The sequence below is a fragment of the Achromobacter sp. JCM 18799 genome (assembly GCF_055395645.1).
In genome coordinates this window covers 3,584,629-3,606,575 of the sequence record NZ_AP043866.1, presented here as the reverse complement: position 1 = coordinate 3,606,575, position 21,947 = coordinate 3,584,629, and the positions used below count along the sequence as shown (strand labels likewise).

20 protein-coding genes and 1 tRNA gene are annotated in these 21,947 nt (G+C 65.7%); 15 read left to right on the top strand and 6 right to left on the bottom strand.

Translation table 11 applies throughout. The features are described from left to right. Nucleotide 1 precedes the first annotated feature (1 nt). The 6 genes from ACZ5YA_RS17035 (at nucleotide 2) to ACZ5YA_RS17010 (ending at nucleotide 7,262) form a co-directional block, all read left to right on the top strand. Nucleotides 2–718: a response regulator transcription factor gene (locus tag ACZ5YA_RS17035; RefSeq protein ID WP_059371339.1), complete on the top strand. Its 717-nt coding sequence runs from the start codon at nucleotides 2–4 to the stop codon at nucleotides 716–718. After that, nucleotides 715–2,085 carry a sensor histidine kinase gene (locus tag ACZ5YA_RS17030; RefSeq protein ID WP_464090939.1) on the top strand — a complete coding sequence of 457 codons (1,371 nt, stop codon included), beginning with the start codon at nucleotides 715–717 and terminating at the stop codon, nucleotides 2,083–2,085. The genes ACZ5YA_RS17035 and ACZ5YA_RS17030 overlap by 4 nt, the downstream gene beginning before the upstream one ends. Before the next feature lie 62 nt (nucleotides 2,086–2,147). Next, nucleotides 2,148–2,882: a phosphatase PAP2 family protein gene (locus ACZ5YA_RS17025; protein ID WP_306635494.1), complete on the top strand. Its 735-nt coding sequence runs from the start codon at nucleotides 2,148–2,150 to the stop codon at nucleotides 2,880–2,882. 156 nt (nucleotides 2,883–3,038) lie between these two features. After that, on the top strand, nucleotides 3,039–3,767 hold the full coding sequence (locus ACZ5YA_RS17020; RefSeq protein ID WP_059371342.1) for a FadR/GntR family transcriptional regulator: 729 nt from the start codon (nucleotides 3,039–3,041) through the stop codon (nucleotides 3,765–3,767). Between the two features lie 144 nt (nucleotides 3,768–3,911). Beyond that, nucleotides 3,912–5,807, top strand: coding sequence for an LTA synthase family protein (locus tag ACZ5YA_RS17015; RefSeq protein WP_251879187.1), 1,896 nt, complete (start codon nucleotides 3,912–3,914; stop codon nucleotides 5,805–5,807). 537 nt (nucleotides 5,808–6,344) lie between these two features. Beyond that, entirely contained in the window at nucleotides 6,345–7,262 is a 918-nt protein-coding gene (locus ACZ5YA_RS17010) for an acyltransferase (protein WP_464092856.1), read from the top strand. Here ACZ5YA_RS17010 and fahA read toward each other — a convergent pair. Both fahA and hmgA read right to left on the bottom strand, forming a co-directional pair. Then, the gene (gene fahA, locus ACZ5YA_RS17005) at nucleotides 7,259–8,575 is read right to left on the bottom strand and encodes a fumarylacetoacetase (RefSeq protein ID WP_419341142.1); all 1,317 of its coding nucleotides are present in this window, start codon (nucleotides 8,573–8,575) and stop codon (nucleotides 7,259–7,261) included. The two genes, ACZ5YA_RS17010 and fahA, sit on opposite strands and share 4 nt — an antisense overlap. A gap of 124 nt (nucleotides 8,576–8,699) precedes the next feature. After that, entirely contained in the window at nucleotides 8,700–9,998 is a 1,299-nt protein-coding gene (hmgA, locus tag ACZ5YA_RS17000; protein WP_088142609.1) for a homogentisate 1,2-dioxygenase, read from the bottom strand. Between the two features lie 165 nt (nucleotides 9,999–10,163). Between hmgA and ACZ5YA_RS16995 the strand changes: the two genes are divergently transcribed. Then, nucleotides 10,164–11,072, top strand: a complete 909-nt coding sequence (locus tag ACZ5YA_RS16995; protein ID WP_118931366.1) for a LysR family transcriptional regulator — start codon at nucleotides 10,164–10,166, stop codon at nucleotides 11,070–11,072. A gap of 6 nt (nucleotides 11,073–11,078) precedes the next feature. Here the strand turns inward: ACZ5YA_RS16995 and ACZ5YA_RS16990 are convergent, their stop codons facing one another. The 4 genes from ACZ5YA_RS16990 to mutM form a co-directional block, all read right to left on the bottom strand. Next, nucleotides 11,079–11,273, bottom strand: a complete 195-nt coding sequence (locus ACZ5YA_RS16990) for a DUF2783 domain-containing protein (RefSeq protein WP_054451956.1) — start codon at nucleotides 11,271–11,273, stop codon at nucleotides 11,079–11,081. 19 nt (nucleotides 11,274–11,292) lie between these two features. Beyond that, nucleotides 11,293–12,963 carry an FAD-dependent oxidoreductase gene (locus ACZ5YA_RS16985; RefSeq protein ID WP_419341141.1) on the bottom strand — a complete coding sequence of 557 codons (1,671 nt, stop codon included), beginning with the start codon at nucleotides 12,961–12,963 and terminating at the stop codon, nucleotides 11,293–11,295. A 110-nt stretch (nucleotides 12,964–13,073) separates the two neighbouring features. Beyond that, the gene (locus tag ACZ5YA_RS16980) at nucleotides 13,074–14,027 is read right to left on the bottom strand and encodes an MBL fold metallo-hydrolase (RefSeq protein WP_059371348.1); all 954 of its coding nucleotides are present in this window, start codon (nucleotides 14,025–14,027) and stop codon (nucleotides 13,074–13,076) included. A 139-nt stretch (nucleotides 14,028–14,166) separates the two neighbouring features. Continuing rightward, nucleotides 14,167–14,994 (bottom strand): bifunctional DNA-formamidopyrimidine glycosylase/DNA-(apurinic or apyrimidinic site) lyase, encoded by an 828-nt coding sequence (gene mutM, locus ACZ5YA_RS16975; RefSeq protein ID WP_059371349.1) that lies wholly within the window; start codon nucleotides 14,992–14,994, stop codon nucleotides 14,167–14,169. Between mutM and ACZ5YA_RS16970 the strand changes: the two genes are divergently transcribed. The 8 genes from ACZ5YA_RS16970 to ACZ5YA_RS16935 all read left to right on the top strand — a co-directional run bounded on the left by ACZ5YA_RS16970 (nucleotide 14,993) and on the right by ACZ5YA_RS16935 (nucleotide 21,874). Next, nucleotides 14,993–16,879 (top strand): tetratricopeptide repeat protein, encoded by a 1,887-nt coding sequence (locus ACZ5YA_RS16970; protein WP_464090938.1) that lies wholly within the window; start codon nucleotides 14,993–14,995, stop codon nucleotides 16,877–16,879. The two genes, mutM and ACZ5YA_RS16970, sit on opposite strands and share 2 nt — an antisense overlap. A 53-nt stretch (nucleotides 16,880–16,932) precedes the next feature. Then, nucleotides 16,933–17,475 carry a lipoprotein insertase outer membrane protein LolB gene (gene lolB, locus ACZ5YA_RS16965; RefSeq protein WP_059371488.1) on the top strand — a complete coding sequence of 181 codons (543 nt, stop codon included), beginning with the start codon at nucleotides 16,933–16,935 and terminating at the stop codon, nucleotides 17,473–17,475. A gap of 76 nt (nucleotides 17,476–17,551) precedes the next feature. Further along, complete coding sequence (gene ispE, locus ACZ5YA_RS16960) at nucleotides 17,552–18,463, top strand: 4-(cytidine 5'-diphospho)-2-C-methyl-D-erythritol kinase (protein ID WP_280014536.1); 912 nt, start codon at nucleotides 17,552–17,554, stop codon at nucleotides 18,461–18,463. Nucleotide 18,464: 1 nt separating this feature from the next. Beyond that, nucleotides 18,465–18,541 (top strand) — tRNA-Gln (locus ACZ5YA_RS16955). Between the two features lie 140 nt (nucleotides 18,542–18,681). Then, a complete protein-coding gene (locus ACZ5YA_RS16950; RefSeq protein WP_006227587.1) occupies nucleotides 18,682–19,632 on the top strand; it encodes a ribose-phosphate pyrophosphokinase in 951 nt (316 codons plus the stop codon). A 148-nt stretch (nucleotides 19,633–19,780) separates the two neighbouring features. Beyond that, nucleotides 19,781–20,395 carry a 50S ribosomal protein L25/general stress protein Ctc gene (locus ACZ5YA_RS16945; protein ID WP_042797362.1) on the top strand — a complete coding sequence of 205 codons (615 nt, stop codon included), beginning with the start codon at nucleotides 19,781–19,783 and terminating at the stop codon, nucleotides 20,393–20,395. A 97-nt stretch (nucleotides 20,396–20,492) separates the two neighbouring features. Further along, a complete protein-coding gene (gene pth / locus ACZ5YA_RS16940; RefSeq protein WP_013396185.1) occupies nucleotides 20,493–21,089 on the top strand; it encodes an aminoacyl-tRNA hydrolase in 597 nt (198 codons plus the stop codon). Continuing rightward, a complete protein-coding gene (locus ACZ5YA_RS16935) occupies nucleotides 21,089–21,874 on the top strand; it encodes a CPBP family glutamic-type intramembrane protease (RefSeq protein WP_118931362.1) in 786 nt (261 codons plus the stop codon). Before pth ends, ACZ5YA_RS16935 begins: the two co-directional genes overlap by 1 nt. Nucleotides 21,875–21,947 lie beyond the last annotated feature (73 nt).

Below are 21,947 nucleotides of genomic sequence, written 5' to 3'. Positions count from 1 at the left end.
CATGGCAACCAGTCCCGCGGCGGGCGCGAATTGCAGGGTATTGATCGTCGAGGATGATCCGGTGATCTCCGGCAACCTGTACACCTTCCTGGAAGCGCGCGGCTTCCTGCCCGATGCCGCCTATTCGGGGCCGGCCGCGCTGGAGCGGCTGAGGGAGCAGCGCTTCGATGCCCTGATCCTGGACATCGGCCTGCCGGGCATGGACGGCAACGCCGTGTTGCATACGCTGCGCAACGACATGCGCGCCGACGTTCCGGTGCTGATGCTGACGGCGCGTGACAGCCTGGAAGACAAACTGGTCGGGTTCTCGCATGGCGCTGATGATTATCTGACCAAACCTTTTGCGCTGCTTGAGGTCGAGGCGCGCCTGATTGCGCTGATCCAGCGCTCCAAGGGGGCGACGGTGGATTCGGTGCGGGCTTTCGGCCCGCTGTCCTACGACACCCGCAACCGCGCGGTGTCGGTCAACGGCACTCCCGTGCATCTCACGCGCAAGGCCGGCCTCATCATCGAAGCGCTGTTGCGCGATCCTGGCAGGGTGGTCTCGCGCGAGGAGCTGGAGTCCATGTTGTGGGGCAACGAACCGCCTTCCTCGGACGCGCTGCGCAGCCAGGTGCACCTGTTGCGCCGCGCCTTGGCCGATGCTGGCTTCGATGGCATCGAAACCATACATGGGACCGGCTGGCGCCTGACGCTGGAAGCTGGAGCGGCCAGATGAGCGGCATTTCCGCGGCGTCGGTCGGGGGTACGCTAACCCAGCGGGTGGTGTGGGCGCTGACCGGAACCGTGGCGTTGTTCGTGACGGCGCTGGCCCTGCTGGCTTACCTCACTTTCGACCAGATGGAAGACGACCTGGTCAACGACATTCTGAATACCGAAATGGACCGGCTGGTGCAGCATGCGCAGGTCAGCGACGGTTTTCTGCCCCGTGAAGGCGTGCGCGAACTGGGCGGCTCCATGCGCGCCTGGGTCAGCGTGGACGGCAAGCGGCCCACTGGCATGCCCCAGGAAATCGATGCCCTGGACAGCGGCCTGCATCTGGTCGAACCGGGCGCCTACACCTGGCATGTGATGGTGGCCGAAACGGCGCGAGGCAAGGTGTACCTGCTTTACGACGCCACCGAGAACGAAGGGCGGGTTCACGACTTCGGCCTGATCGTGCTGGGCGTGGGCGCCATTTGCGTGGTGGGCGCCTATGCGCTATCGCGGCGCGTGGCCGCCATCGCGGTCGGGCCGCTGCTGGACCTGACCGACCGGCTGGCCACTTGGGCGCCTGGGGCGCCCGACATGGCGGTGACGCGCGACGATGAGGCGGGGCGGCTGATAGAGGCCTTCAACCGGGTGCAGAACCAGGTGGACAGGTCGATTGCGCGCGAGCGCGAATTCGCGGGCAATCTCAGCCACGAGGTGCGCACGCCCTTGGCCGCGATCCGCTCGGATAGCGAGTTGATGCTGCTGACCCAGGTACTGACCCCGGACCAGCGCCAGCGCCTGACCCGCGTGGTGGACAACGTGGACGATGTGATCGTGTCGCTGGAGAGCGCACGCTCCATGGCGCGGGATGAGCTGCGCCCGGCGGAGTCCGTCGACCTCAGCGAATGCATGGACAACGCCTGGCGCGGCTACGAAGCCCAGGCAGGGTTGGCCGGGCTTGGTTTCGAAAACCGGATCGCCGCCGGTCAGGTTCGTATGCTGGATCGCTATGCCTTGCTGACCGTGTTGCGCAACCTGATCCGCAACGCGGTGGAGCACGCCGCGCCGGCGACGCTGACCGCGAGCGTGACCGCCGACGGCGCGCTGGAGCTGCGCGACGATGGCAAGGGCATTGCCGCCGACGACTTGCCTTTCCTGTTCCGCCGCTATTACAGCGGCCGCATGCGGGATTCGGGCGCGGGCAGCCCCGACGAAACGGCGCGCGGGCTGGGGCTGGCGATCGCCAAGCGCGTCTGCGACATGCAGGGCTGGTCGCTGACGGTCGATTCTTCGCGGCAAGGCGAGCAGCGCGGCACCTGTTTCACGCTGCGTTTCGAGGCCGATGCGGGACATGCGATGGCGGCGGCCGGCGGGGCGCAAGGTCAAATTTGACGAAAGTTTGACTGTCGGCGGCCTAAGCTGCCCGTTTGCCTGACGGACCTCCTGTCGCCACCATGCCGCCCCTATCGCCGCCCGCGTTGCGCAAGCCGACGCCGGCCTCGTATCTGTTGAGCCATGTCTTTGCGATCACGCTTGCGCTCGCCTGCCTGGCATGGTGGGCCAATGTCTCGGGCTTGGATATGCGAATCGCTCGAGCGCTGTTCGATCCGGCGCTGGACGATTTTCCACTGCGCCTGAACCGTTGGCTGGATCTGATCGGGCATCGCATGGTGCTGGCCCTGCCTATCGGGATAGGACTGGCCGCGGTGGGCGTGGCGGCGGCAAGCTATCGCATTCCGGCCTGGCGGCCATGGCGCGGACCGGCGCTGGCGCTGGCGGCAACCTGCCTGACGGGGCAGGTGCTGGTGAATCAACTGAAGCACTACACGACGCTGCCCCGTCCTTATGATCTGGACTCCCTGGGCGGCTATACCCCTTACCCGTCGTTCTGGTGGACCTGGGTGCGGGCTGCGGGGGGCGGCGCTTTGCCCAGCGGTCATGCTGGCGCGGGCTATTCGATGTTGACCCTGTATTTCGTGGGCTGGGCGCTGGGGCGTCCGGCGTGGCGCTGGTGGGGGCTGGCAGCGGGTATCGCGGGGGGAGTGGGTTTTTCCGCGGTGCGTATCCTGCAAGGCGCCCATTTCCTCAGTCAGACGCTTTGGTCCGCTACCTTGATGTGGTTCCTGGCGGCCCTGTTTTTCTATCCCCTCATCGTGGCCCGTCCCGCCGCCGCGGGCTTGAACCGTTAGTCGCGGGATGCCCGGGACGGTTGGTCCGGGCGAAACATTGGCGCGCTGCGCGTCGCTGGCGCCATTCTGGCGCGCGGGCCTGATACCCGGCCCAAAGTACAATGGGCAGCGACGCTCGGTCCCGGGCCGCGCTCAACTGCTTTCGGATCCTTGCCAATGAATGTTCCCGCCGATACTCCCGTCACGCCGCGGCGTCGTCCCCGGAACCTGGCTCAGGGGCTGGTCGAGAGCATCACGGAGCGTATCCGTGGCGGGGACATCAGGCCCGGCGACAAGTTGCCGACGGAATCCGAGATCATGCGCCAGTTCGGCGTCAGCCGTACGGTGGTGCGCGAGGCCCTGTCCCGGCTGCAGGCATCGGGCCTGGTCGAGACGCATCATGGCGTGGGGACGTATGCGCTGGAGCCTAGCGGCGGCGGGGATTTCCGCGTGGATCCCGCCGACATCGCCACGGTGCGCGACGTGCTGGTGTTGCTGGAGCTGCGTATCTGCCTGGAAAGCGAGGCTGCCGGCCTGGCCGCGGCCAGGCGCAGCCCGGAGCAGCTGCATGAGATGAGGCGCGCACTGGAAGCCTTCAAGAGCGCACTGGAGAACGACGGCGACACCGTCACGCCGGATTTCCAGTTCCATCTGCTGGTCGCGCAAGCCACGGACAACCGTTACTTCGCGGACCTGATGTCGCATCTGGGTTCGGCCATCATTCCGCGCACCCGGATCAATTCGGCGAAGTTTGCGCACGAGGATCGTGCCGCCTATCTGGCGCGGGTGAACCTCGAGCACGAAGACATCTACGGCGCGATCCAGCGCCAGGACGCGGAAGCCGCGCGCGCAGCCATGCGCACGCATCTGAGCAACAGCCGCGAACGGCTGCGGCGCGCGCAGTAAGCGCGGCCGAAGGCTCGTCCCAAACCGCGTTAACCTTTGCGCGTTTTCAAACTTCGAACCACGAGGCGGCATGGCTCTGCTCGGCATATACAGCGGCATTCTTTCATCTGAACAGGCGTTGCGACGCCAGGGGAGGGTGTACGCATGCGCCGTCTGACTCTGCGGTTCATCATTGCGGTCCTGGCGCTGCTGACGCTGTCGCGGCTGGCGCTGGCCTTCTGGATGTGGGATCGGGTGGAGGCGGCAGGCGGGCTGGGGCCGTTGCTGCTGGGCGGCCTGCGCATCGACGTCTGCCTGATGTCCATGGTGATCGCGCTGCCGGCGGTGTTTTCGCCCTGGTTCGGCCATCGGCCGCTGGCCGCCCGCATCACCGCCTGGTGGTTCCGTGTCTGGTGGATGCTGTATGTGCTGCTGGAGGTCTCCACGCCGCAGTTCATCGCGGAATACGACACGCGGCCCAACCGGCTCTATTTCATCTATCTGCTCAATCCGAAGGAAGTCGGTTCGATGCTGTGGCAGGGCTACAAGGGCGTGCTGCTGGCGGCCTTTGTCGTGTTGGCGCTGGCGGCCTGGCTGTCGGTCCGCCTGTTTCCCACCCGCGCCCGCGATCCGTTCATGTCGTGGTGGAAGCGGCCGCTGGCGTCGTTCGTGATCCTGGCGCTGGTGTTCCTGGGCGCGCGCGGCACGCTGGAGCATCGTCCGATCAATCCGGCCAAGGTCGCCTACAGTTCCGACGCCATGGTCAATGCGCTGGCGCTGAATTCGCTGTATAGCGTGTTCGACGCCGCCTACCGCATGCGCGATGAGCGTTCGTCGGCAGCGATGTATCCCAAGATGGCGGTGGACGAAATGAATGCCATCGTGCGCGAGAAGGCCGGGCTGACGGGCGCGCCGCTGGACGCGCGGTATCCCAGCTTGCATGAGCAGAAGGCGATGGCGCGCCGGGATAAGCCGTTGAACCTGGTGATCATCCTGCAGGAAAGCCTGGGCGCGCAGTATGTGGGCAGCCTGGGCGGCCGTGATCTCACGCCCAACATCGACCGGCTGGGCAAGGAGGGCTGGATGTTCCACCGCGCCTACGCGACGGGCACGCGCTCGGTGCGGGGCATCGAGGCGGTCACGGCGGGCTTCCTGCCCAGCGTGGCTGACGCGGTGGTGAAGCTGCCGCGTTCGCAGACGGGTTTCTTCACGCTGGCGCAGGTGCTGGGCAAGCATGGCTACCATTCGCGCTTCGTGTACGGGGGCGAGTCGCACTTCGACAATATGCGGGCCTTTTTCCTGGGTAACGGCTTTAACGAAATCGTGGACCGTCCCAAGTTCGTGAATCCAGTGTTCGAAGGGTCGTGGGGCGCCTCGGACGAGGACATGTTCAACCAGGTGGACCGGCTGCTGCGGGCGGATGGCGACAAGCCGGTGTTCACGCTGGCGTTCTCGGTGTCGAATCATTCGCCGTGGGAGTATCCGGAAGGGCGCATCAAGCCGGTGGGAGATCCGGCCACGGTGGATAACACGGTGCGTTACGCGGACTGGGCGCTGGGGCAGTTCTTCGACAAGGCGCGCAAGGCGCCGTACTGGGACAACACGGTCTTCCTGGTGATCGCGGATCACGATTCGCGCGTCTATGGCTCCATTCCGGTGCCGGTGCGGCATTTCCAGATTCCTGCGCTGATTCTGGGGGCGGGGATTGCGCCTCGGCAGGATGAACGGTTGGTCAGCCAGATCGACATGGCGCCCACCATGTTGTCCTTGATGGGGCTGGACAACGTGAATCCCATGCTGGGCGTGGATCTGACGCAGCGGGATCCGAATCGGGCGATGATGCAGTACGCGGATAATTTCGGCTATCTGCAGGGGGATCAGTTGCTGGTGCTGGAGCCTTCGAAGGCGCCGCGGCAGTTCAGGTATGAGGCGGCGCCTGTGGGGCGGGATGAGGTTTATGCGCCGGTGGAGCCTTTGGATCCTCGGCTCTCGGAAGAGGCCTTGGCGCATGCTTTGTGGGCTAGTTGGGCGTATCGGGAAGAGCGGTATCGGTTGCCTTGATGGTGGCGCTTTATGCGGGATGATGCTGGTTCTTAAGACGCTTGGGGCGTCGGGGGGCTGGGGTGCGCGGGGCAACGATTGCGGTCCGGAGCCTTCGCTCCGGACTTCCCCTGCGTCATCCTCGTACGCCTTCGGCTCCCTACGGATTCCCTTGGGCTTATCGACGCCCCGCGCGCCCCAGGCCCCCAACGCCCCAAGCTTCGGTGTTTGAAACTTCACGGTCGCAGGGACGGGTGGTGTGCTTGGCATGCTTGCCGCGGGCGGCGGGGCGGTGGAAGATCTTGCGGTGCCTGCTCGATTAGGCCGCCCGGGCGGCCCAATCGAGCATACGCGGCGTCTTGCGCTGTGTTGTTTTGGGTGGTGGGGCTGCGCGCCGATCGCTGACCGCCGCTTGATTCTGCGCAAGTCGGATTTTTTGTGAAGGGGGGAAACTGGCGCATGACTTTTCCTGAATCGTCTTCCGGGGCAGGCCGTGCTGCGGCTGCCCGATCAAACAAATCTAGTATTCGCGTGCCGCCGCGCCGCCGCGTGCTGCCGTTGCCGCGCGGGCGCCTCGCCTGGGTGACGGGTGTGATCAGTACCGTTTGGCTGGCGCTCAACACGGTGTTCTGGTGCCTGCTTCTGTTTCCGCTGGCCTTGTTGAAGCTGCTGCTGCCGTTCGCGGCGGTCAGGCGGGGGATCGATCCCGTGCTCAACGGTATCGCCACGGCCTGGGTGTCCTGCAACGCCGGATGGCTGGCGCGGATCCAGGATGTGTCCTGGGATGTGCAGGGCAATGACGGACTGCGCTACGCGGACTGGTATCTGGTGAACTGCAATCATCAGTCCTGGGTGGATATCTTCGTGTTGCAGCAGTCGCTGAACCGGCGTATTCCGTTGCTGAAGTTCTTCCTGAAGCAGCAACTGATCTATGTGCCGGTGATCGGGCTGGCGTGGTGGGCGCTGGATTTTCCGTTCATGAAGCGCCACGGCAAGGCGGCGTTGCGCCGCAATCCGGATCTGGGGCGGCAGGATCAGGAGACCGCGCGGCGGGCCTGCGCGAAGTTTTCACTGGTGCCGACCAGCGTGATGGTGTTCGCCGAAGGGACGCGTTTCAGTCCTGCCAAGCGCGATGCGCAGGGATCGCCGTACCGGCATCTGCTCAAGCCCAAGGCGGGCGGGCTGGCGGTGGCGTTGAATGCGATGGGCAAGCGTTTCCGCTCGATGATAGACGTGACGATTGCCTATCCGGAGGGCGCGCCCAGCTTTTGGGACCTGGCCTGCGGCCGTGCGGGGCGGGTGCTGGTGCGCATGCGGCAGTTGCCGGTGCCGCCGGAGTTCTGCGAAGGCAACTACTCCGGCGACAAGGCGTTCCGCACGACCTTCCACCACTGGCTGGGCCAGCAGTGGCGGGCCAAGGACGACGAGATCGAGGCGTTGACGGCGCCCGCCAGGGCAGGCGCCGGCGCGGATTAGGCGCGGGCGGGCAGCACCGTGCCGGAGCAGGCGCCGAAGCCGATGCGCGGATAGCCCGCCTTCACGCATTCGGCGCGGATGATGACCTGGTCGCCATCCTGCAGGAAGGTACGCTTTTCGCCCCAGGGCAGGTCGATCGGGTTCTTGCCGCCGTTGCTCAGTTCCAGCAGCGAGCCGGCTTCCGAGGGTTGCGGGCCGGACAGGGTGCCGGTGCCCAGCATGTCGCCCGGTTGCAGGTTGCAGCCGTTGACGGTGTGATGCGTGATCAGCTGCGCCACGTTCCAGTAGGCATCGCGGAAGTTGCTGCGCGACAGGAAGGCGGGCGGCTGCTTGTCGGCGCGCGATTTCTCGGTGGTCAGCAACACTTCCATCTGCACGTCGAAGGCGCCCTTGGCGCGGTTGGCGTCGGATGCCAGGTAGGGCAGGGGCTGCGGTTCGGACGGGCCGCGCATCCACTGCGTGCGGAACGGCTCCAGCGCTTCCATGGTGACGACCCAGGGCGAGATCGTGGAGGCGAAGTTCTTGGCCAGGAAGGGGCCCAGGGGCTGGTATTCCCAGGCCTGGATGTCGCGCGCCGACCAGTCGTTCAGGATGCACAGGCCGAACACGTGCGATTCGGCGTCGGCCAGGGGGATGCGGTCGCCCTGGGCGTTGCCCGTACCGACGAAGATGCCCAGTTCCAGTTCGTAGTCCAGGCGGGCGCAGGGGCCGAATTGCGGCGCCTCGCCTTCATTGGCGGGACGAGTCTGGCCGACGGGGCGGGGGAATTTCTGGTCCACGCCGATGCTGGAGGCGCGGCCGTGATAGCCGATGGGCACCCACTTGTAGTTCGGCAGCAAGGGGTTGTCGGGGCGGAATTGCTTGCCCACGGCGGTGGCGTGGTGCACCGAGATATAGAAGTCGGTGTAGTCGCCGATGCGGGCGGGCGTGGCGTATTCGGCGTCGGCTTGCGCAACCAGCAGCGGCTCGACCGTGGCGCGCAGGGCAGCGCCTTCGCGCAGCGCGCGCGACAGCGCCAGGCGCAGGGCGCTCCAGTGGGCCTGGCCCAGGGCCATCAGGGCGTTCAGGCTGTCCGTGGCGCACGCTGCCAGAGCCTCGGCTGCCAGGCCTTCGAAGGGCTGTTTGGCGGCCAGCGCGGCCAGGTCCAGGATCTGGTCGCCGATGGCCACGCCGGGGCGGAACGGTTCCGTCGTGCCCTTGCGGCGGAAGGTGGCGTAGGGCAGGTTCTGCACCGGGAAATCCGACTCGCCGGTGTTGGCGCTGGCGATCCAGCTCTTCAGGGACGGGTCGTGGGTTTCGTTGATGGTGGTCATGGCTGCGTGTCTCTTTCAGTGTGGTTATGCGGTGGCCGGGCGCCAGGCGCCGGAAATTACAAATGCCAAACGGCGATGAGCTTGCGCTCATCGCCGCGGGCGTGGAAAGCAGGAGGTCTGCGCGTCACGCCTTGCTGGGGTCGAAATGCTTGGCGATGCCCTGCCAGCACCGGTAGTAGTCGCCCTGCAATTCTACCGAGGCCAGCGCCTGTTCCGTGGGGCGGATGACGCGCCGCGTCTCGAACATGAACGCCATCGTGTCACGGATGTAGTGGGCCTTGCTGGTGTCGGCGTGGGAGGCCTTTTCGAAGGTCTCGGCGTCGGGGCCGTGGCCGCTCATGCAGTTGTGCAGGCTGGCGCCGCCCGGTGCGAAGCCGTCGGCCTTGGCGTCGTAGACGCCCTGGATCAGGCCCATGAATTCGCTGGCGATGTTGCGGTGGAACCAGGGCGGACGGAAGGTGTTTTCCATGGCCAGGATGCGCGGCGGGAAGATCGCGAAATCCATGTTGGCCGTTCCCGGGGTGTCCGACGGCGCGGTCAGCACGGTGAAGATCGAGGGGTCCGGATGGTCGTAGCTGATGGAGCCGACGGTGTTGAAGTTGCGCAGGTCGTACTTGTACGGCGCGTGCGTGCCGTGCCAGGCCACCACGTTCAACGGCGAATGGTCGATGGATGCGCGCCAGAAGCCGCCCGTGAACTTGGCGATGAGTTCGAAGTCGCCTTCGAGGTCTTCGTACCAGGCCACCGGGGTCTTGAAGTCGCGGGCATTGGCCAGGCAGTTCGAGCCGATGGGGCCCAGCTCCGGCAGACGCATGGCCGCGCCGAAGTTCTCCAGCATGTAGCCGCGCGCGCTGCCGTCCAGCAGTTCGACGCGGAAGCGCACGCCGCGCGGGATGACCGCGATTTCCAGGGGCTCCAGGTCGATCAGGCCCAGTTCCGTGGCCAGGCGCAGGCGGCCTTCCTGCGGCACCAGCAGCAGCTCGCCGTCGGCGTTGTAGAAGTAGCGTCCTTGCATCGAGCGGTTGGCCGCGTACAGGTGGATGCCTACGCCGCTCAGTTCGTCGGGGCCGCCGTTGCCGCCCCAGGTCTTCACGCCTTCCAGGAAGTCGGTGGGGGCGGCGGGAATCGGCAGCGGGCTCCAGCGCAGCTGGTTGGGCGTGACGGGTCCCTGGCCGAAGGTACTTTGCCAGCCGGCGGCGCCGTCAAAGGCCTCGAACGGCTTGTGTTGGGCGCCGGGGCGGATGCGGTAGAGCCAGGAGCGGCGGTTTTCGCTGCGCGGCGCGGTGAAGGCGGTGCCGGACAACTGCTCGGCGTACAGGCCATAGGGGCATTGCTGAGGCGAGTTGCGGCCCAGCGGTAGCGCGCCGGGCAGGGCTTCGGTGGCGCAACTGTTGCCGAAGCCGGTCTGGTATTGCAGTTCCATGGATTCCTCCTGAGCGGCGGCGCGGTACTTGGCCGCGCGGCCTGGTGCGGGTGGCTCGTCCGGAAGGGGTCCGGAGCCCATATGGCATTGTCGGAAAAAATCCCCGCTACGGCTATGGGAATGTAAAAATAGAGACTATAAATTTTGTGAATAGTAGGGGGGTGTATGGCCGAGCTGCGCGATGTCGATCTGAACCTGCTGCTGTTGTTCCAGCATCTACTGGAGGACCGCAATCTTTCGGCCGTGGCGCGGCGCATGGACCTGTCGCAACCGGCTGTCAGCAACGCGCTGCGCCGCTTGCGCGAAGCATTCGGCGACGATCTGTTCGTGCGCACGGCGCAGGGCATGCTGCCCACGCCGCGCGCGCAACGCCTGGCGGGGCCGGTCAGTGAGGCGTTGACCATGTTGTCGCAGGCTCTGAAGGACCAGGACGTCTTCGATGCCGCCACCAGTACGCGCCGTTTCCGGGTGGCGATGACGGACGTGGGCGAGATCCACTTCATGCCACGCCTGATGGAAGTCTGCGTGCAGGTGGCGCCGCTGGTGCGTATCGACTCCGTGCGGGTGCAGGGACCGGACCTGCCGCGGGAAATGGAGGCCGGGCGGGTGGATCTGGCGATTGGCGCCTTCGATGAAATGGGGGCGGGTACGCTGCAGCGCATGTTGTTCCGCCAGGGCTATGCGACCTTGTTCCGGCAGGCGCATCCGACGGCGCACGCCGGCATGAGCCTCAAGGCCTTCCGGGCCGAACGCCACCTCATCGTGTCGCGCGCGGCGCCTTATGGACAGGTCAATCAGTCCATGGAGCGCGCCGGTGTCGAACTGGCTGAGCACTTCAGCGTGCCGCATTTTTCGGCCGTGCCCTATATCGTCAGCGCGACCGACCTGCTGGCGACCGTGCCCGAAAAACTTGCCGCCAGCGCCGCGCCGCCGTTCGGCCTGCGCTACATCACGCCGCCGATAAGAGTGCCGGCGCTGCAGACCAATATGTACTGGCAGCGCCGGGTGGACCGGGATGGCGGCAACCAGTGGCTGCGCGCGTTGATCGTCAATACGTTCGCGGTCGGGGCGTGAACGGAACTACGGCGCCACCGACGCCCGCGCCTGGCGCAGCGCCTCGCGCAGCACTTCCATGTCGCCCAGGTGGTTGGCCAGCAGCAGGATCAGCGCCGCATTGAGCTCCTGGCTCTGCTCGTTGGTGAGGTCGCGGTGGGTCTCGATCAGCGCTTCGTAGAAGTCGTCCGGCGAGACCAGGTTGGTTTCGGTAATCAGCATGATGGAGTCATCTCGAAGTTCAGGCGCGGCCCGTGGCGCGGCTGACGGCCGCGGTGACGGCGCCGGCGGCGAAAGCGCGCCAGCGGGCGGTGATGTGCTGGTCGGGGCGGATCAGGTAAGCCGTGCCGGCTTGCGCGTCATAGCGCTTGCCCAGGCAGCCTTCGCGGTCCGTGACGCAAGCCAGTTCCTTGGGCAGCGCGGACAGGTCGCATTGCGGGCTGGCGACCAGCACGGCCTTCACCGGCACGGGCGCCATGCGCAGGGCCTGCAGGGCGATCAGCGTCTCGCGGTCGGGCAGGGAGTCGCCACAGAAGAGCGCCAGCACGAATTCGCCGTCCAGCTGCGCCAGCCACCAATCCTGCGCGTTCACGGGGGCGTCCAGAGCGACCGCGCCCGGCACCATGCGGCCGCTGAAGGCGTCGGTGTCCGGCGTGTTCAGCGGTGAACCGGCGTAGGTCGCGGGCAGCGACAGGCGGCCGCTGTTGACCAGCGAGCGCGCGAACGGATGGGTCTTGGCCAGGTTCAGCACCGCGTTGCGGAAGTTGCGGCTGATGTCGCTCTTGGGCGTGATGAAGTCGGTGGCGCGCGAGGAGTTCAGGATGTTCTCGTCGGCGGCGTATTCGCGCTCGACGGCGTAGCTGTCGATCAGCGTCTCGGGCGCCTGGCCGGCCAGCACCAGCTTCAGTTTCCAGGCCAGGTTCTCCGCGTCCTGCACGCCGCTGTTGGCGCCGCGGGCGCCGAACGGCGATACGCGGTGCGCGGAGTCGCCGGCGAAGACGACACGGCCGTGGCGGAACTTGTCCATGCGTTCGCACGCGAAGGTATAGACGCTGACCCATTCCAGCTCGAAGCGCGCGTCGGGGCCCAGCAGTGCGCGGATGCGCGGCAGCACGTTTTCAGGCTTGACTGCCTCGACCGGGTCGGCGTTCCAGCCCAGCTGGAAGTCGATGCGCCAGACATTGTCGGGCTGGCGATGCAGCAGCACGGACTGGTTGGGATGGAAGGGCGGGTCGAACCAGAACCAGCGCTCGGTCGGGAAGTCCGCCTGCATCTTGACGTCGGCGATGAGGAAGCGGTCGCGGAAGATGCGGCCATGGCTTTCCTGGCCGATCAGCTTGCGCACCGGCGAACGCGCGCCGTCGCAGGCGATCAACCAGTCGGCATGCAAGGCATACGCGCCGTCCGGGGTCTCCACGTTCAGGACCACGCCGTCATCGCGCTGTTCCAGGCCGACAACTTTGTTCTTCCAGCGCAGATCGATATTGGGTTCCTGGCGCGCCTGCTCGTACAGATAGCCTTCGGCGTAGTACTGCTGCAGGTTGATGAACGCCGGGCGGCGGTGGCCGGGTTCGGGCAGCAGGTCGAAGCGCCAGACTTCCTGCTCGCGGAAAAAGACCTTGCCCACGTTCCAGGACACGCCCTTGTCGATCATGCGCTGACCCACGCCCAGGCGGTCCCAGATCTCCAGCGTGCGCTTGGAGAAGCAGATGGCGCGGGAGCCGGTCGACAGGCGGAAGTCGTCGTCCAGCACCACCACGCGCACGCCCTGGCGCGCCAGGTCCAGCGCCGTGGTCAGGCCGACCGGGCCGGCTCCCACCACCACCACCTGATGGCGCGCCAGCTCGCTGGCGGCCTGGTCGGCGTGCTTTTCATAGGCGAATTCCATCGCCTGAAAGTCGATGTCTCCCACGGTTGTCTCCTGTGTGGGTCATATTGTTTTTATGTCGCGAAGCCGCGCGCCGCCTTGCGGCGCGCGATTACGGTTGCTGCTTGGATGGGCCGTTGGCGGCCCGGCGGGGATCAGCCTTCCAGCTGCGCCCACATTTCCAGGTCGCGCTTGTCGGTCCAGATGCGCGGGTGGGTGTAGCCGGTGGCCTCGTCATAGGCGCGCGACACGTCGAACGGCATGCAGTGGTCGAAGATCACCCAGTCGCTGTAGCGCGGCTTCATGAAGTCGTAGACCTCGCGGTAGATGGTCTTCAGGTCCTTGCCTTCGGCCACGCCGCGGTTCACCGCGCCGTACAGGTCGGTCAGGAAGGCGCGCGTGCCGGCCAGGCCCTGACGCACTTCAGTGGCGTTCTTCAAGGCGGGGCCGCGTCCCGGCACCATCTTCTCGGCTTCGAAGCTCGACAGCGCGTCCAGCGTGCTGGGCCAGTCGCGGAAGTAGGCGTCGCCGCAGTAGGGGGTGGACTGGTATTCGACGAGGTCGCCGGCGAACAGGATCTTCTGCTCGGGCAGCCAGGCGATGGTGTCGCCCTTGGTGTGGCCGCGACCCACTTGCAGCAGCTTGACTTCCAGGTTGCCCAGGTTGACGGTCATTTCGCCCTTGAACGTCATCGTCGGCCAGACCAGGCCAGGCGGAATCGATTCGGCGTTACGGAACAGGCGGGGGAAACGGCCGATCTCGCTGGCCTTGTCCTGTTCGCCGCGTTCGGCGATCAGGTCGTAGGTGTCGCGGCTGGCCAGGATTTCCTGGGCGTTGTAGGCCGACGCGCCGAACACGCGCACGGCGTGATAGTGCGACAGCAGGATGTACTTGATGGGCTTGTCCGTGACTTCGCGGATGCGGCGGATCACGTCTTGCGCCATGACCGGGGTGGCCTGGGTGTCGACCACCATGACGGCCTCGTCGCCGATGATCACGCCCGTGTTGGGGTCGCCTTCGGCCGTGTAGGCATAGGCGTTGTCGGACAGTTTTTCGAACGAGACGACCTTGTCGTCCAGGTCGGCGTGCGAGGCGAATTGCTTGCTCATGGAGGCTCCTTCCACTTTTATAGGAATAGGGTGTGTGGAAGGAATATAGCCCGGCGTTAGTTTTCGTGCAATACGTTTGCTATAAACAAATGGTCTTGTTTTTACAGGGATTTCCCGCGGATTTCAGCGGTGTCGGCGGTCAATTCCTTTGGCATTTCGGGCAATAGTAGGTGGCACGCTGCCCTTGGACGATGCGCCGTATCGGGGTGGCGCAGACCCGGCAGGGCTGACCCTCGCGTTCGTAGACGGCGGCGTGGATCTCGAAGTAGGCGCCCGGCTCGCCGGTGGCCCCGACATAGTCGCGCAGCGTGCTGCCGCCCGAGGTCAGGGCATCGGCCAGGGTGGCGCGCACCATCTCGGCCAGGCGTTCGCAGCGGGCCGGCGACAGCTTGTTGGCCGGCGTCTTGGGATTGATGCGGGCGCGGAACAGGCTTTCCGACGCATAGATATTGCCCACGCCCACCACCGCCATGCCGGCAAGCAGCACCTGCTTGATGGCGGCGCCGTGGTTCTTGAAGTGGCGGTGCAGCCAGGCGCCGTCGAAGCGCGGGTCGAAGGGTTCGATGCCCAGCTTGGCCAGCAGGGGATGGGCCTCTATGGGGCCGTCGGATTCGGGGTGCCACAGCACCGCGCCGAAGCGCCGCGGGTCGTGCAGGCGCAGTACCGCTTGCTCGAAGACCCATTCGACATGGTCGTGCTTGCGCAGGAATTCGCCGGGCGCGACGCTGCGCAGCGACCCCGACATGCCCAGATGCACGATCTGGGTGCCGTGTTCGAACCGCAGCAGCAGGTACTTGCCGCGGCGCGCGCATTCCAGCACGGCGCGGCCAGCGACCTGCGCAGGCAGATCCTGCGGGATCGGCCAGCGCATGCGGGATTCATGGATGACCAGCCGCGTCAGCGTCCGGCCGGTGATGACGGCGTCGATTCCCCGACGCGTGGTTTCGACTTCAGGCAGTTCCGGCATGAGCCAGTGTAAGATCATTAATTGCGTGTACGAAGATTGTGCCATCAACCGGACGGGCCGCGTGAAGTCGTCTTTCAAACCTATAAATATCGGGATCGCCGCGCTAGCGCTTGCGCTGGCAGCAATATTGACCCCGCCGGCCCAGGCCGCCGACAGCCGGACGCGCGATGCGACCGGGCCCAGGATGGCGCCCCAGAGCCGCCACCCTGAAACCGAAGTCATCCGGCTGCGCCCCGGGCAGTTGCCCTATGTCTCGCTGACCGCGGACATCTTTTATCGCGTGCTCGCGTCCGAGATCGCCGCGCAGCGCGGTATGTACGGTTCCGCGGCGACCACCATGCTGGGCCTGGCGCGGGATACCGGTGATCCACGCCTGGCCCGCCGCGCCCTGGAATTCCAGTTGGCCGGCGGCAACCTGCCGGGCGCGTTGGACGCGGCCCGGGTCTGGGCGCGCCTGTCTCCCAATGACGTCGAGGCCAGTTCCACCGAGCTGGCGCTGGCCGCGGCCAACGGCCAGACCAAGGGTCTGTCGCAGGCCTTGCGCAACCGCATCGATTCCTCGCGCGACAAGCCGGCCGCCATCGGCCAGGCGCTGGCCGTGCTGAGCCGGTTGAACGACCGCCGCCTGGCCTTGCGCATCCTGGATGAATCGTTGAGTGACAACGTGCGCAAGCTGCCGGCCGCGCACTTGGCGTTGGCGGATGTGGCTTCCGCCTCTGGCGACTACACCCGCGCCGCGCAGGAGTCCCGAGCGGCCCTGGCGGCGGATCCCAAGTCGGAGCCCGCGGCTCTGCGCGTGCTGGAATACGGCTACAAGGTGGACCCGCAGCGCGCGCAGACCGAGGCGCGCGCCTACATCGCCCGCAACCCCAACTCCCGCAAGGTGCGCCTGATGCTGGCCGGCCAGTTGGCCGACAGCGGCGACTACAACGGCGCGTTGTCTGAATTGCAGGCCATGTCGCGCCGTTCCCCGGAAGATTTCGACCTCCTGTTCATGCAGGCGCAGCTGGCCTACAAGGCCGGGCAACTGCCGCAGGCCAAGAACCTGCTGCGGCAGTACCTGGACGTGCAGCAGCAGCGCCAGCGCGCTACCGTGCCGGGGGCGACCGACGCCGGCGCCGCCGCGGCCGATGCCCATGTGCTGCTGGCCCGCATCGCCGAAGACCAGGGGCAATACGACGACGCCATTGCCGAATTGGGCCGCATCGACGATCCGACGTTGCGCTACTCGGTGCGCATGCGCCAGGCTGCCTTGCGCGCCAAGAGCGGCCGCGTGGACGACGCGCTCGCCATGATCGACGCCGCCGGGCCCCAGGACGAGGAGGAGCGCACGCTGGGCGTGCTGACCAAGGCCCAGATCCTGCGCGATGCCGACCGCGTGCAGCAGGCGGTGTCGGTGTTGGAAGCAGCCGATCAGGCGCTCCCCGACACGGTCGAGATCAAATACGAACTGGCCATGCTGTACGAGCGCCAGAATCGCCTGGCCGATCTGGAACGCATGCTGCGGCAGGTCATCGCGCTGGACCCGGATCATGCGCATGCCTATAACGCGCTGGGCTACACCCTGGCCGACCACAACCAGCGCCTGCCCGAGGCCCTGGATCTGATCACGCAAGCGCTGGAGCTTGCGCCCAACGATCCGTTCATCCTCGACAGCATGGGCTGGGTCAAGTACCGCATGGGCGATTCGGCGGCCGCCGCCGACTACCTGCGGCGCGCCTACAGCGTGCGTCCGGAAGCCGACATTGCCGCCCACTTGGCTGAAGTCCTCTGGACCCAGGGCAAGCGCGACCAGGCCGTCGAATTGCTGCGCGCCGCGGTGTCCAAGGATCCCAAGAACAAGACCGTTCAGGACGTTGCCAAGCGCCTGGGGATCAGCCTGTGACCGCAGTGTTTCAACGTGCGCTCGGCGCCGCCGCGCCGCTGCGCTGGTTCCTGATGGCGATGCTGGCGGCGACGCTGGCCGCCTGCACCACGCCCAAGCCGATTGAAGGCGCCAGCGCCGATGCGTTCTCGCGCATCGGCCGCTTCGCCATCACCGTCAACGAGGAAAGCGGCAAGCAGAACGCCGTGCAGGGCGGCTTCTCGTGGTCGGACGATGGCCGCCACTATGTGCTGGACTTGACCAATCCCCTGGGCTCGACCGAGGCGCGGGTGGAAGGACGGCCCGGCGCGGCCAGTCTGACCAAGGCCGACGGCACCCGTCTGGTCGCCGACAACCCCGATGCCCTGGCTGCGGAAGCGCTGGGCAGCAGCATGCCCGTGTCCGGGCTGCGCGACTGGCTGCGCGGCAAGCTGGCTGCGACGCCCGAGGCGACCGAAGTGTCGCGCGACGAACTGGGTCGCCCGGCGGCTTTCGAGCAGGGCGGCTGGCGCGCGCGGCTCTCGCGCTACGACACGCTAGGCCCCCAATTGCTGGTGCTGGAACGCCTGGAGCCGGGCCGGCGCATCATGCTGCGCCTGGTCGTCAATCAGCCTTGAATAGCGGGCCGTCGTGGCCCGGAATCAGCGGTCGCCCGGTAAAATCGGGCGACCGCTTTTTTTTGTTCGTTCAGCCGTGACTCTCTACGACGTACCCGCTCCCGCCAAGCTCAATCTGTTCCTGCACGTCGTAGGCCGGCGCGCCGACGGTTATCACCTGCTGCAGACCGCCTTCCGCTTTATCGACCTGTGCGACACCTTGCATTTCGATGTGCGCGCCGATGGCGTCATCAGCCGCGCCCAGGAACTGCCGGGCGTGCCGGAAGAACTGGACCTGACCCTGCGCGCCGCGCATGCGCTCAAGCGGGCCACGGGCACGAAGCAGGGCGTGCAGATCGGCCTGGAAAAGCGCATACCGCAAGGCGGAGGGCTGGGCGGAGGCTCGAGCGATGCCGCCTCGGTGCTGATAGCGCTGAACAGGTTGTGGGGCACCGGGCTGTCGCGGCGCGAACTCATGGCGCTTGCGCTGCCGCTGGGCGCCGATGTACCCGTATTCGTCTTCGGCCAGTCCGCATTTGCCCAGGGCGTCGGCGAAGACCTGACGGCGGTGACGCTGCCGGATTGCGCGTATCTGGTGGCGCAGCCGGACGCCAGCGTGCCCACGCCACAAATATTTTCCGCACCCGATTTGACAAGGGATTCTTCTTCCATCACAATAGCGGTCTTTCTTGCTTCGCCTAATTCCCGCTTCGGCAGGAATGATTTGGAGCCGGTGGTCTACCGTCTTTACCCAGAAGTGCTTGGGGCATCGCGGTGGCTTGCTGAGCAGGGAGTCCTTCATGGAAACCCAGTTCGCATGTCGGGATCTGGTGCGTGTTTATTCGCCGAATTTTCCGAACTCTCCGAAGCCGTTTTGGCAGAAGCAGAAATATCCGCTATAATGCGCGGCGCTGATAAAACATTCAGCCAAACGCATCCACGGTTTCGGTTAGTGCAGGCATGTACTGGGTTAACTGAACATCCGTTGCGGAATTGGATTGCAAGATAGTTGGGGAGTCGCCAAGCTGGTTAAGGCACCGGATTTTGATTCCGGCATGCGAAGGTTCGAATCCTTCCTCCCCAGCCAACCGAATACATAAAAAAGCTGTTGAACACGCCTGTAAGACACTGGCCCGGGTTCAGCAGCTTTTTTATTTTCCGGGTCCGCTGGTGCATCACCTCGCATCACCTCGTTAGTGTCTTAAAACGACCATCGCATCATCCATCATGGCAAACGATAGCTTCATGATTTTCACGGGCACCGCCAACACTCGGCTGGCCGTGGACGTAGTCAACCACCTCGATATGTCCCTGGGCAAGATGACCGTCGGTCGCTTCTCGGACGGCGAAGTGATGGTCGAGATCAACGAGAATGTGCGCGGCAAGGACGTGTTCGTCCTGCAGCCCACCTGTGCTCCCACCAACGACAACCTGATGGAAATCATGGTGATGGTCGATGCCCTGCGCCGCGCTTCCGCTGGCCGCATCACCGCCGCCATTCCGTATTTCGGCTATGCCCGCCAGGACCGCCGCCCGCGCTCGGCGCGCGTGGCCATCTCGGCGAAGGTCGTGGCCAACATGCTGCAAGTGGCTGGCGTCGACCGCGTCCTGACGATGGACCTGCACGCTGACCAGATCCAGGGTTTCTTCGATATCCCCGTGGACAACATCTACGCGGGTCCGATCCTGCTGGGCGACATCTGGCGCCGCAATTTCTCGAACCTGGTCGTCGTGTCCCCGGACATCGGCGGCGTGGTGCGGGCCCGCGCGCTGGCCAAGCAGCTGGAAGCCGATCTGGCCATCATCGACAAGCGCCGTCCGCGCGCCAACGTGTCGGAAGTGATGAACATCATCGGTGAAGTCGACGGCCGCACCTGCATCATCATGGACGACATGGTCGACACCGCCGGCACGCTGTGCAAGGCGGCGCAGGCCTTGAAGGACCGCGGCGCCGGCGCCGTTTACGCCTATTGCACGCACCCCGTGCTGTCGGGCGGCGCCATCGACCGCATCGAAGCGTCGGAACTGGACGAACTGGTCGTCACCGACACCATTCCGCTCTCCGAGCAAGGCCAGGCCAGCGGCAAAATCCGCCAGTTGTCGTGCGCCGCGCTGCTGGGCGAGACCATCCTGCGTATCTCGAACGCGGAATCGGTCAGCTCGCTGTTCGTCGATTAAGACGCGGCGTCCCCTCGGACGGGTAGTCCGGATACAGAGTTTTGCGCCTTGCTGGTCGCGGCAAGGTGCAACCAACACGGCGCGCATTTCGCGTGCCGTGCATTAATCGGCGAAGCCTCTTCGCCATTTATTGTTTTTGGAGTTTTCCATGAAATTCAATGCCACTGCGCGTAGCGTCCAGGGTTCGAGTGCGAGCCGCCGCCTGCGCCGCGCGGGCCGCGTTCCCGCCATCGTTTATGGCGGTACGGCTGCCCCCCTGAACATCGAACTCGACCACAACGAGATCTACCACGCCCTGCGCAAGGAAGAATTCCACGCGTCGATCCTGCAAATGGCGCTGGAAGGCGCAGCCAAGGAAGAGCAAGTCCTGCTGCGTTCGGTTCAATGGCACGCCTACAAGCCGCAAGTCCTGCACGTGGACTTCCAGCGCGTGGACGCCAACCAGGCCCTGCACACCAAGGTCCCGTTCCACTTCATCAACGCTGAAGTCTCGCCGGCCGTGAAGCTGGGCGGCGCCATCATCAGCCACGTCCTGACCGAACTGGAAATCACCTGCCTGCCGGCAGCGCTGCCCCAGTTCATCGAAGTGGACCTGAAGGATCTGCTGCCTGGCGCTTCGGTCCACCTGGCCGACATCAAGCTGCCCAAGGGCGTGACGTACGTGCCCCACGGCGGTGACGCCAACCCGCTGTTGGCCGCCACGGCCGTGGTCAAGGGCGGCGCTGCCGCCGACGAAGGCGCTGCCGAAGCTCCGGCCGCCTAAGTTCCGCCGGAAAGCCTGCGGGCTTTCCCCGGCTGGTACCCGAAACCCTGCGTGTGCATTTGCATGCGCAGGGTTTTTTGGTTTAAACACCCCCATCATGTCTACTCCTATACGCCTCATCGTCGGACTGGGTAATCCCGGCCCCGACTACGAAACGACCCGGCATAACGCCGGCTTCTGGCTGGCCGACCATCTGGCGGACGACTTGCGCGCTTCTTTTGCGCTGGAGAAGTCCTTTTTCGGCATGGTGGCCAAGTCCCGCCTGGGCGCCGACAACGTGCTGCTGTTAAAGCCCAATACCTACATGAATCGTTCCGGCCAGGCGGTCGGCGCGTTGGCCCGCTTCTATAAGCTGACGCCGGAGCAGGTGCTGGTGCTGCACGACGAACTGGACTTGATGCCGGGGCAGGTGAAATTGAAACAGGGCGGCGGCCACGCTGGCCACAATGGCTTGAAGGACATCCAGGCGGCCTTGGGCAGCCCCAACTTCTGGCGCCTGCGCATCGGCATCGGCCATCCCCGCACGCTGGGCCTGGCCCAGCAGGTGGCGGACTTCGTGCTGCATCCCCCGCGCCGCGAGGAACAGAAAGAGATCGAAGCGGTCATCGACCGGTGCCGCGCCGTGGTGCCAGCCATGCTGGCTGGCGATTTCCCGCTGGCGACACGCCAACTCCATAGCGGCAACGAGGCCTGATGACGGACCAGCGGCAATCGGCTTCAGTGTCTGGCGGAAAGCTGCGCTTTCGCAGCGAAGTCGCGGATTTCTGGCGCTTCATCCGCCATCCGCATCCGGCTTCGCGCCTGCCGGGGCGTGCTGCCGCGAGCGGCCTCGTGGCCGACTGGTGGCCGGGCATGGGGCCGGGTCGACTGCTGGCCTGGGCCGCGCTGCTGTGGGCCGTGAACCTGTTTGCATTGGGGCCTGTAGCCGTGGCTGCGGCCGGGCTGGGCGGCGTCACGCACCGGCTCGATCCCGCCAACATCCCCTGGCTGACCGCGGTGATCTGGGCGCCGTTGGTCGAAGAAATGTTGTTCCGTTATGGTCTGCGCCGCCCCAAGCAGACACTGTGGCTGATTCCGGCGATGGTGCCCGTGGTGCTATGGGGCCCCAAGGTCTGGACCGCTCTGCTGCTGGCCGCATTTGTCATCCTGGCATGCTGGGGCGCGCGTCAGCGCGCCGAACCGCTGCAAGGCTGGGATACGACCTGGCGGCGCTACTACTTGAAGCACTACGGCCTGGTGTTCCACCTGGTCGCGCTGACCTTCGCGGCGGTGCACCTGACCAACTTCGTCTACAGCAAGACGCCTTACTGGCTGTTGCCCCTGCTGGTGCTGCCGCAATGGCTCACGGGCCTAGTGCTGGGCTGGATGCGCGTGCGCCGCGGCATCGGCGCCGCCATATTGCTGCATTCCGCTTTCAATGCCGGCCCCATTTTGATGATCTGGATCATCATGCGCTGGGTTCCCGCCGCCGCAGCCTAACCGGGGCCGCAACGGCGGTCCGGCCGGCGGGGCTTGAGCGCCCAGCCGGGGTAAACTAGAACGTTAACGATCA

Excerpts from the sequence above, each read along its gene's own strand:
- fahA (WP_419341142.1), bottom strand. The coding sequence starts at position 8,575 with ATGACCACCATCAACGAAACCCACGACCCGTCCCTGAAGAGCTGGATC.
- pth (WP_013396185.1), top strand. The coding sequence starts at position 20,493 with ATGTCTACTCCTATACGCCTCATCGTCGGACTGGGTAATCCCGGCCCC.
- ACZ5YA_RS16990 (WP_054451956.1), bottom strand. The coding sequence starts at position 11,273 with ATGCTGATTACCGAAACCAACCTGGTCTCGCCGGACGACTTCTACGAA.
- ACZ5YA_RS16970 (WP_464090938.1), top strand. The coding sequence starts at position 14,993 with ATGAGCCAGTGTAAGATCATTAATTGCGTGTACGAAGATTGTGCCATC.
- ACZ5YA_RS17030 (WP_464090939.1), top strand. The coding sequence starts at position 715 with ATGAGCGGCATTTCCGCGGCGTCGGTCGGGGGTACGCTAACCCAGCGG.
- ACZ5YA_RS16935 (WP_118931362.1), top strand. The coding sequence starts at position 21,089 with ATGACGGACCAGCGGCAATCGGCTTCAGTGTCTGGCGGAAAGCTGCGC.
- ACZ5YA_RS16995 (WP_118931366.1), top strand. The coding sequence starts at position 10,164 with ATGGCCGAGCTGCGCGATGTCGATCTGAACCTGCTGCTGTTGTTCCAG.
- mutM (WP_059371349.1), bottom strand. The coding sequence starts at position 14,994 with ATGCCGGAACTGCCTGAAGTCGAAACCACGCGTCGGGGAATCGACGCC.
- ACZ5YA_RS17020 (WP_059371342.1), top strand. The coding sequence starts at position 3,039 with ATGAATGTTCCCGCCGATACTCCCGTCACGCCGCGGCGTCGTCCCCGG.
- ACZ5YA_RS17025 (WP_306635494.1), top strand. The coding sequence starts at position 2,148 with ATGCCGCCCCTATCGCCGCCCGCGTTGCGCAAGCCGACGCCGGCCTCG.
- ACZ5YA_RS17035 (WP_059371339.1), top strand. The coding sequence starts at position 2 with ATGGCAACCAGTCCCGCGGCGGGCGCGAATTGCAGGGTATTGATCGTC.
- ACZ5YA_RS16950 (WP_006227587.1), top strand. The coding sequence starts at position 18,682 with ATGGCAAACGATAGCTTCATGATTTTCACGGGCACCGCCAACACTCGG.
- ACZ5YA_RS16945 (WP_042797362.1), top strand. The coding sequence starts at position 19,781 with ATGAAATTCAATGCCACTGCGCGTAGCGTCCAGGGTTCGAGTGCGAGC.
- hmgA (WP_088142609.1), bottom strand. The coding sequence starts at position 9,998 with ATGGAACTGCAATACCAGACCGGCTTCGGCAACAGTTGCGCCACCGAA.
- ACZ5YA_RS16980 (WP_059371348.1), bottom strand. The coding sequence starts at position 14,027 with ATGAGCAAGCAATTCGCCTCGCACGCCGACCTGGACGACAAGGTCGTC.
- ACZ5YA_RS17015 (WP_251879187.1), top strand. The coding sequence starts at position 3,912 with ATGCGCCGTCTGACTCTGCGGTTCATCATTGCGGTCCTGGCGCTGCTG.
- lolB (WP_059371488.1), top strand. The coding sequence starts at position 16,933 with ATGGCGATGCTGGCGGCGACGCTGGCCGCCTGCACCACGCCCAAGCCG.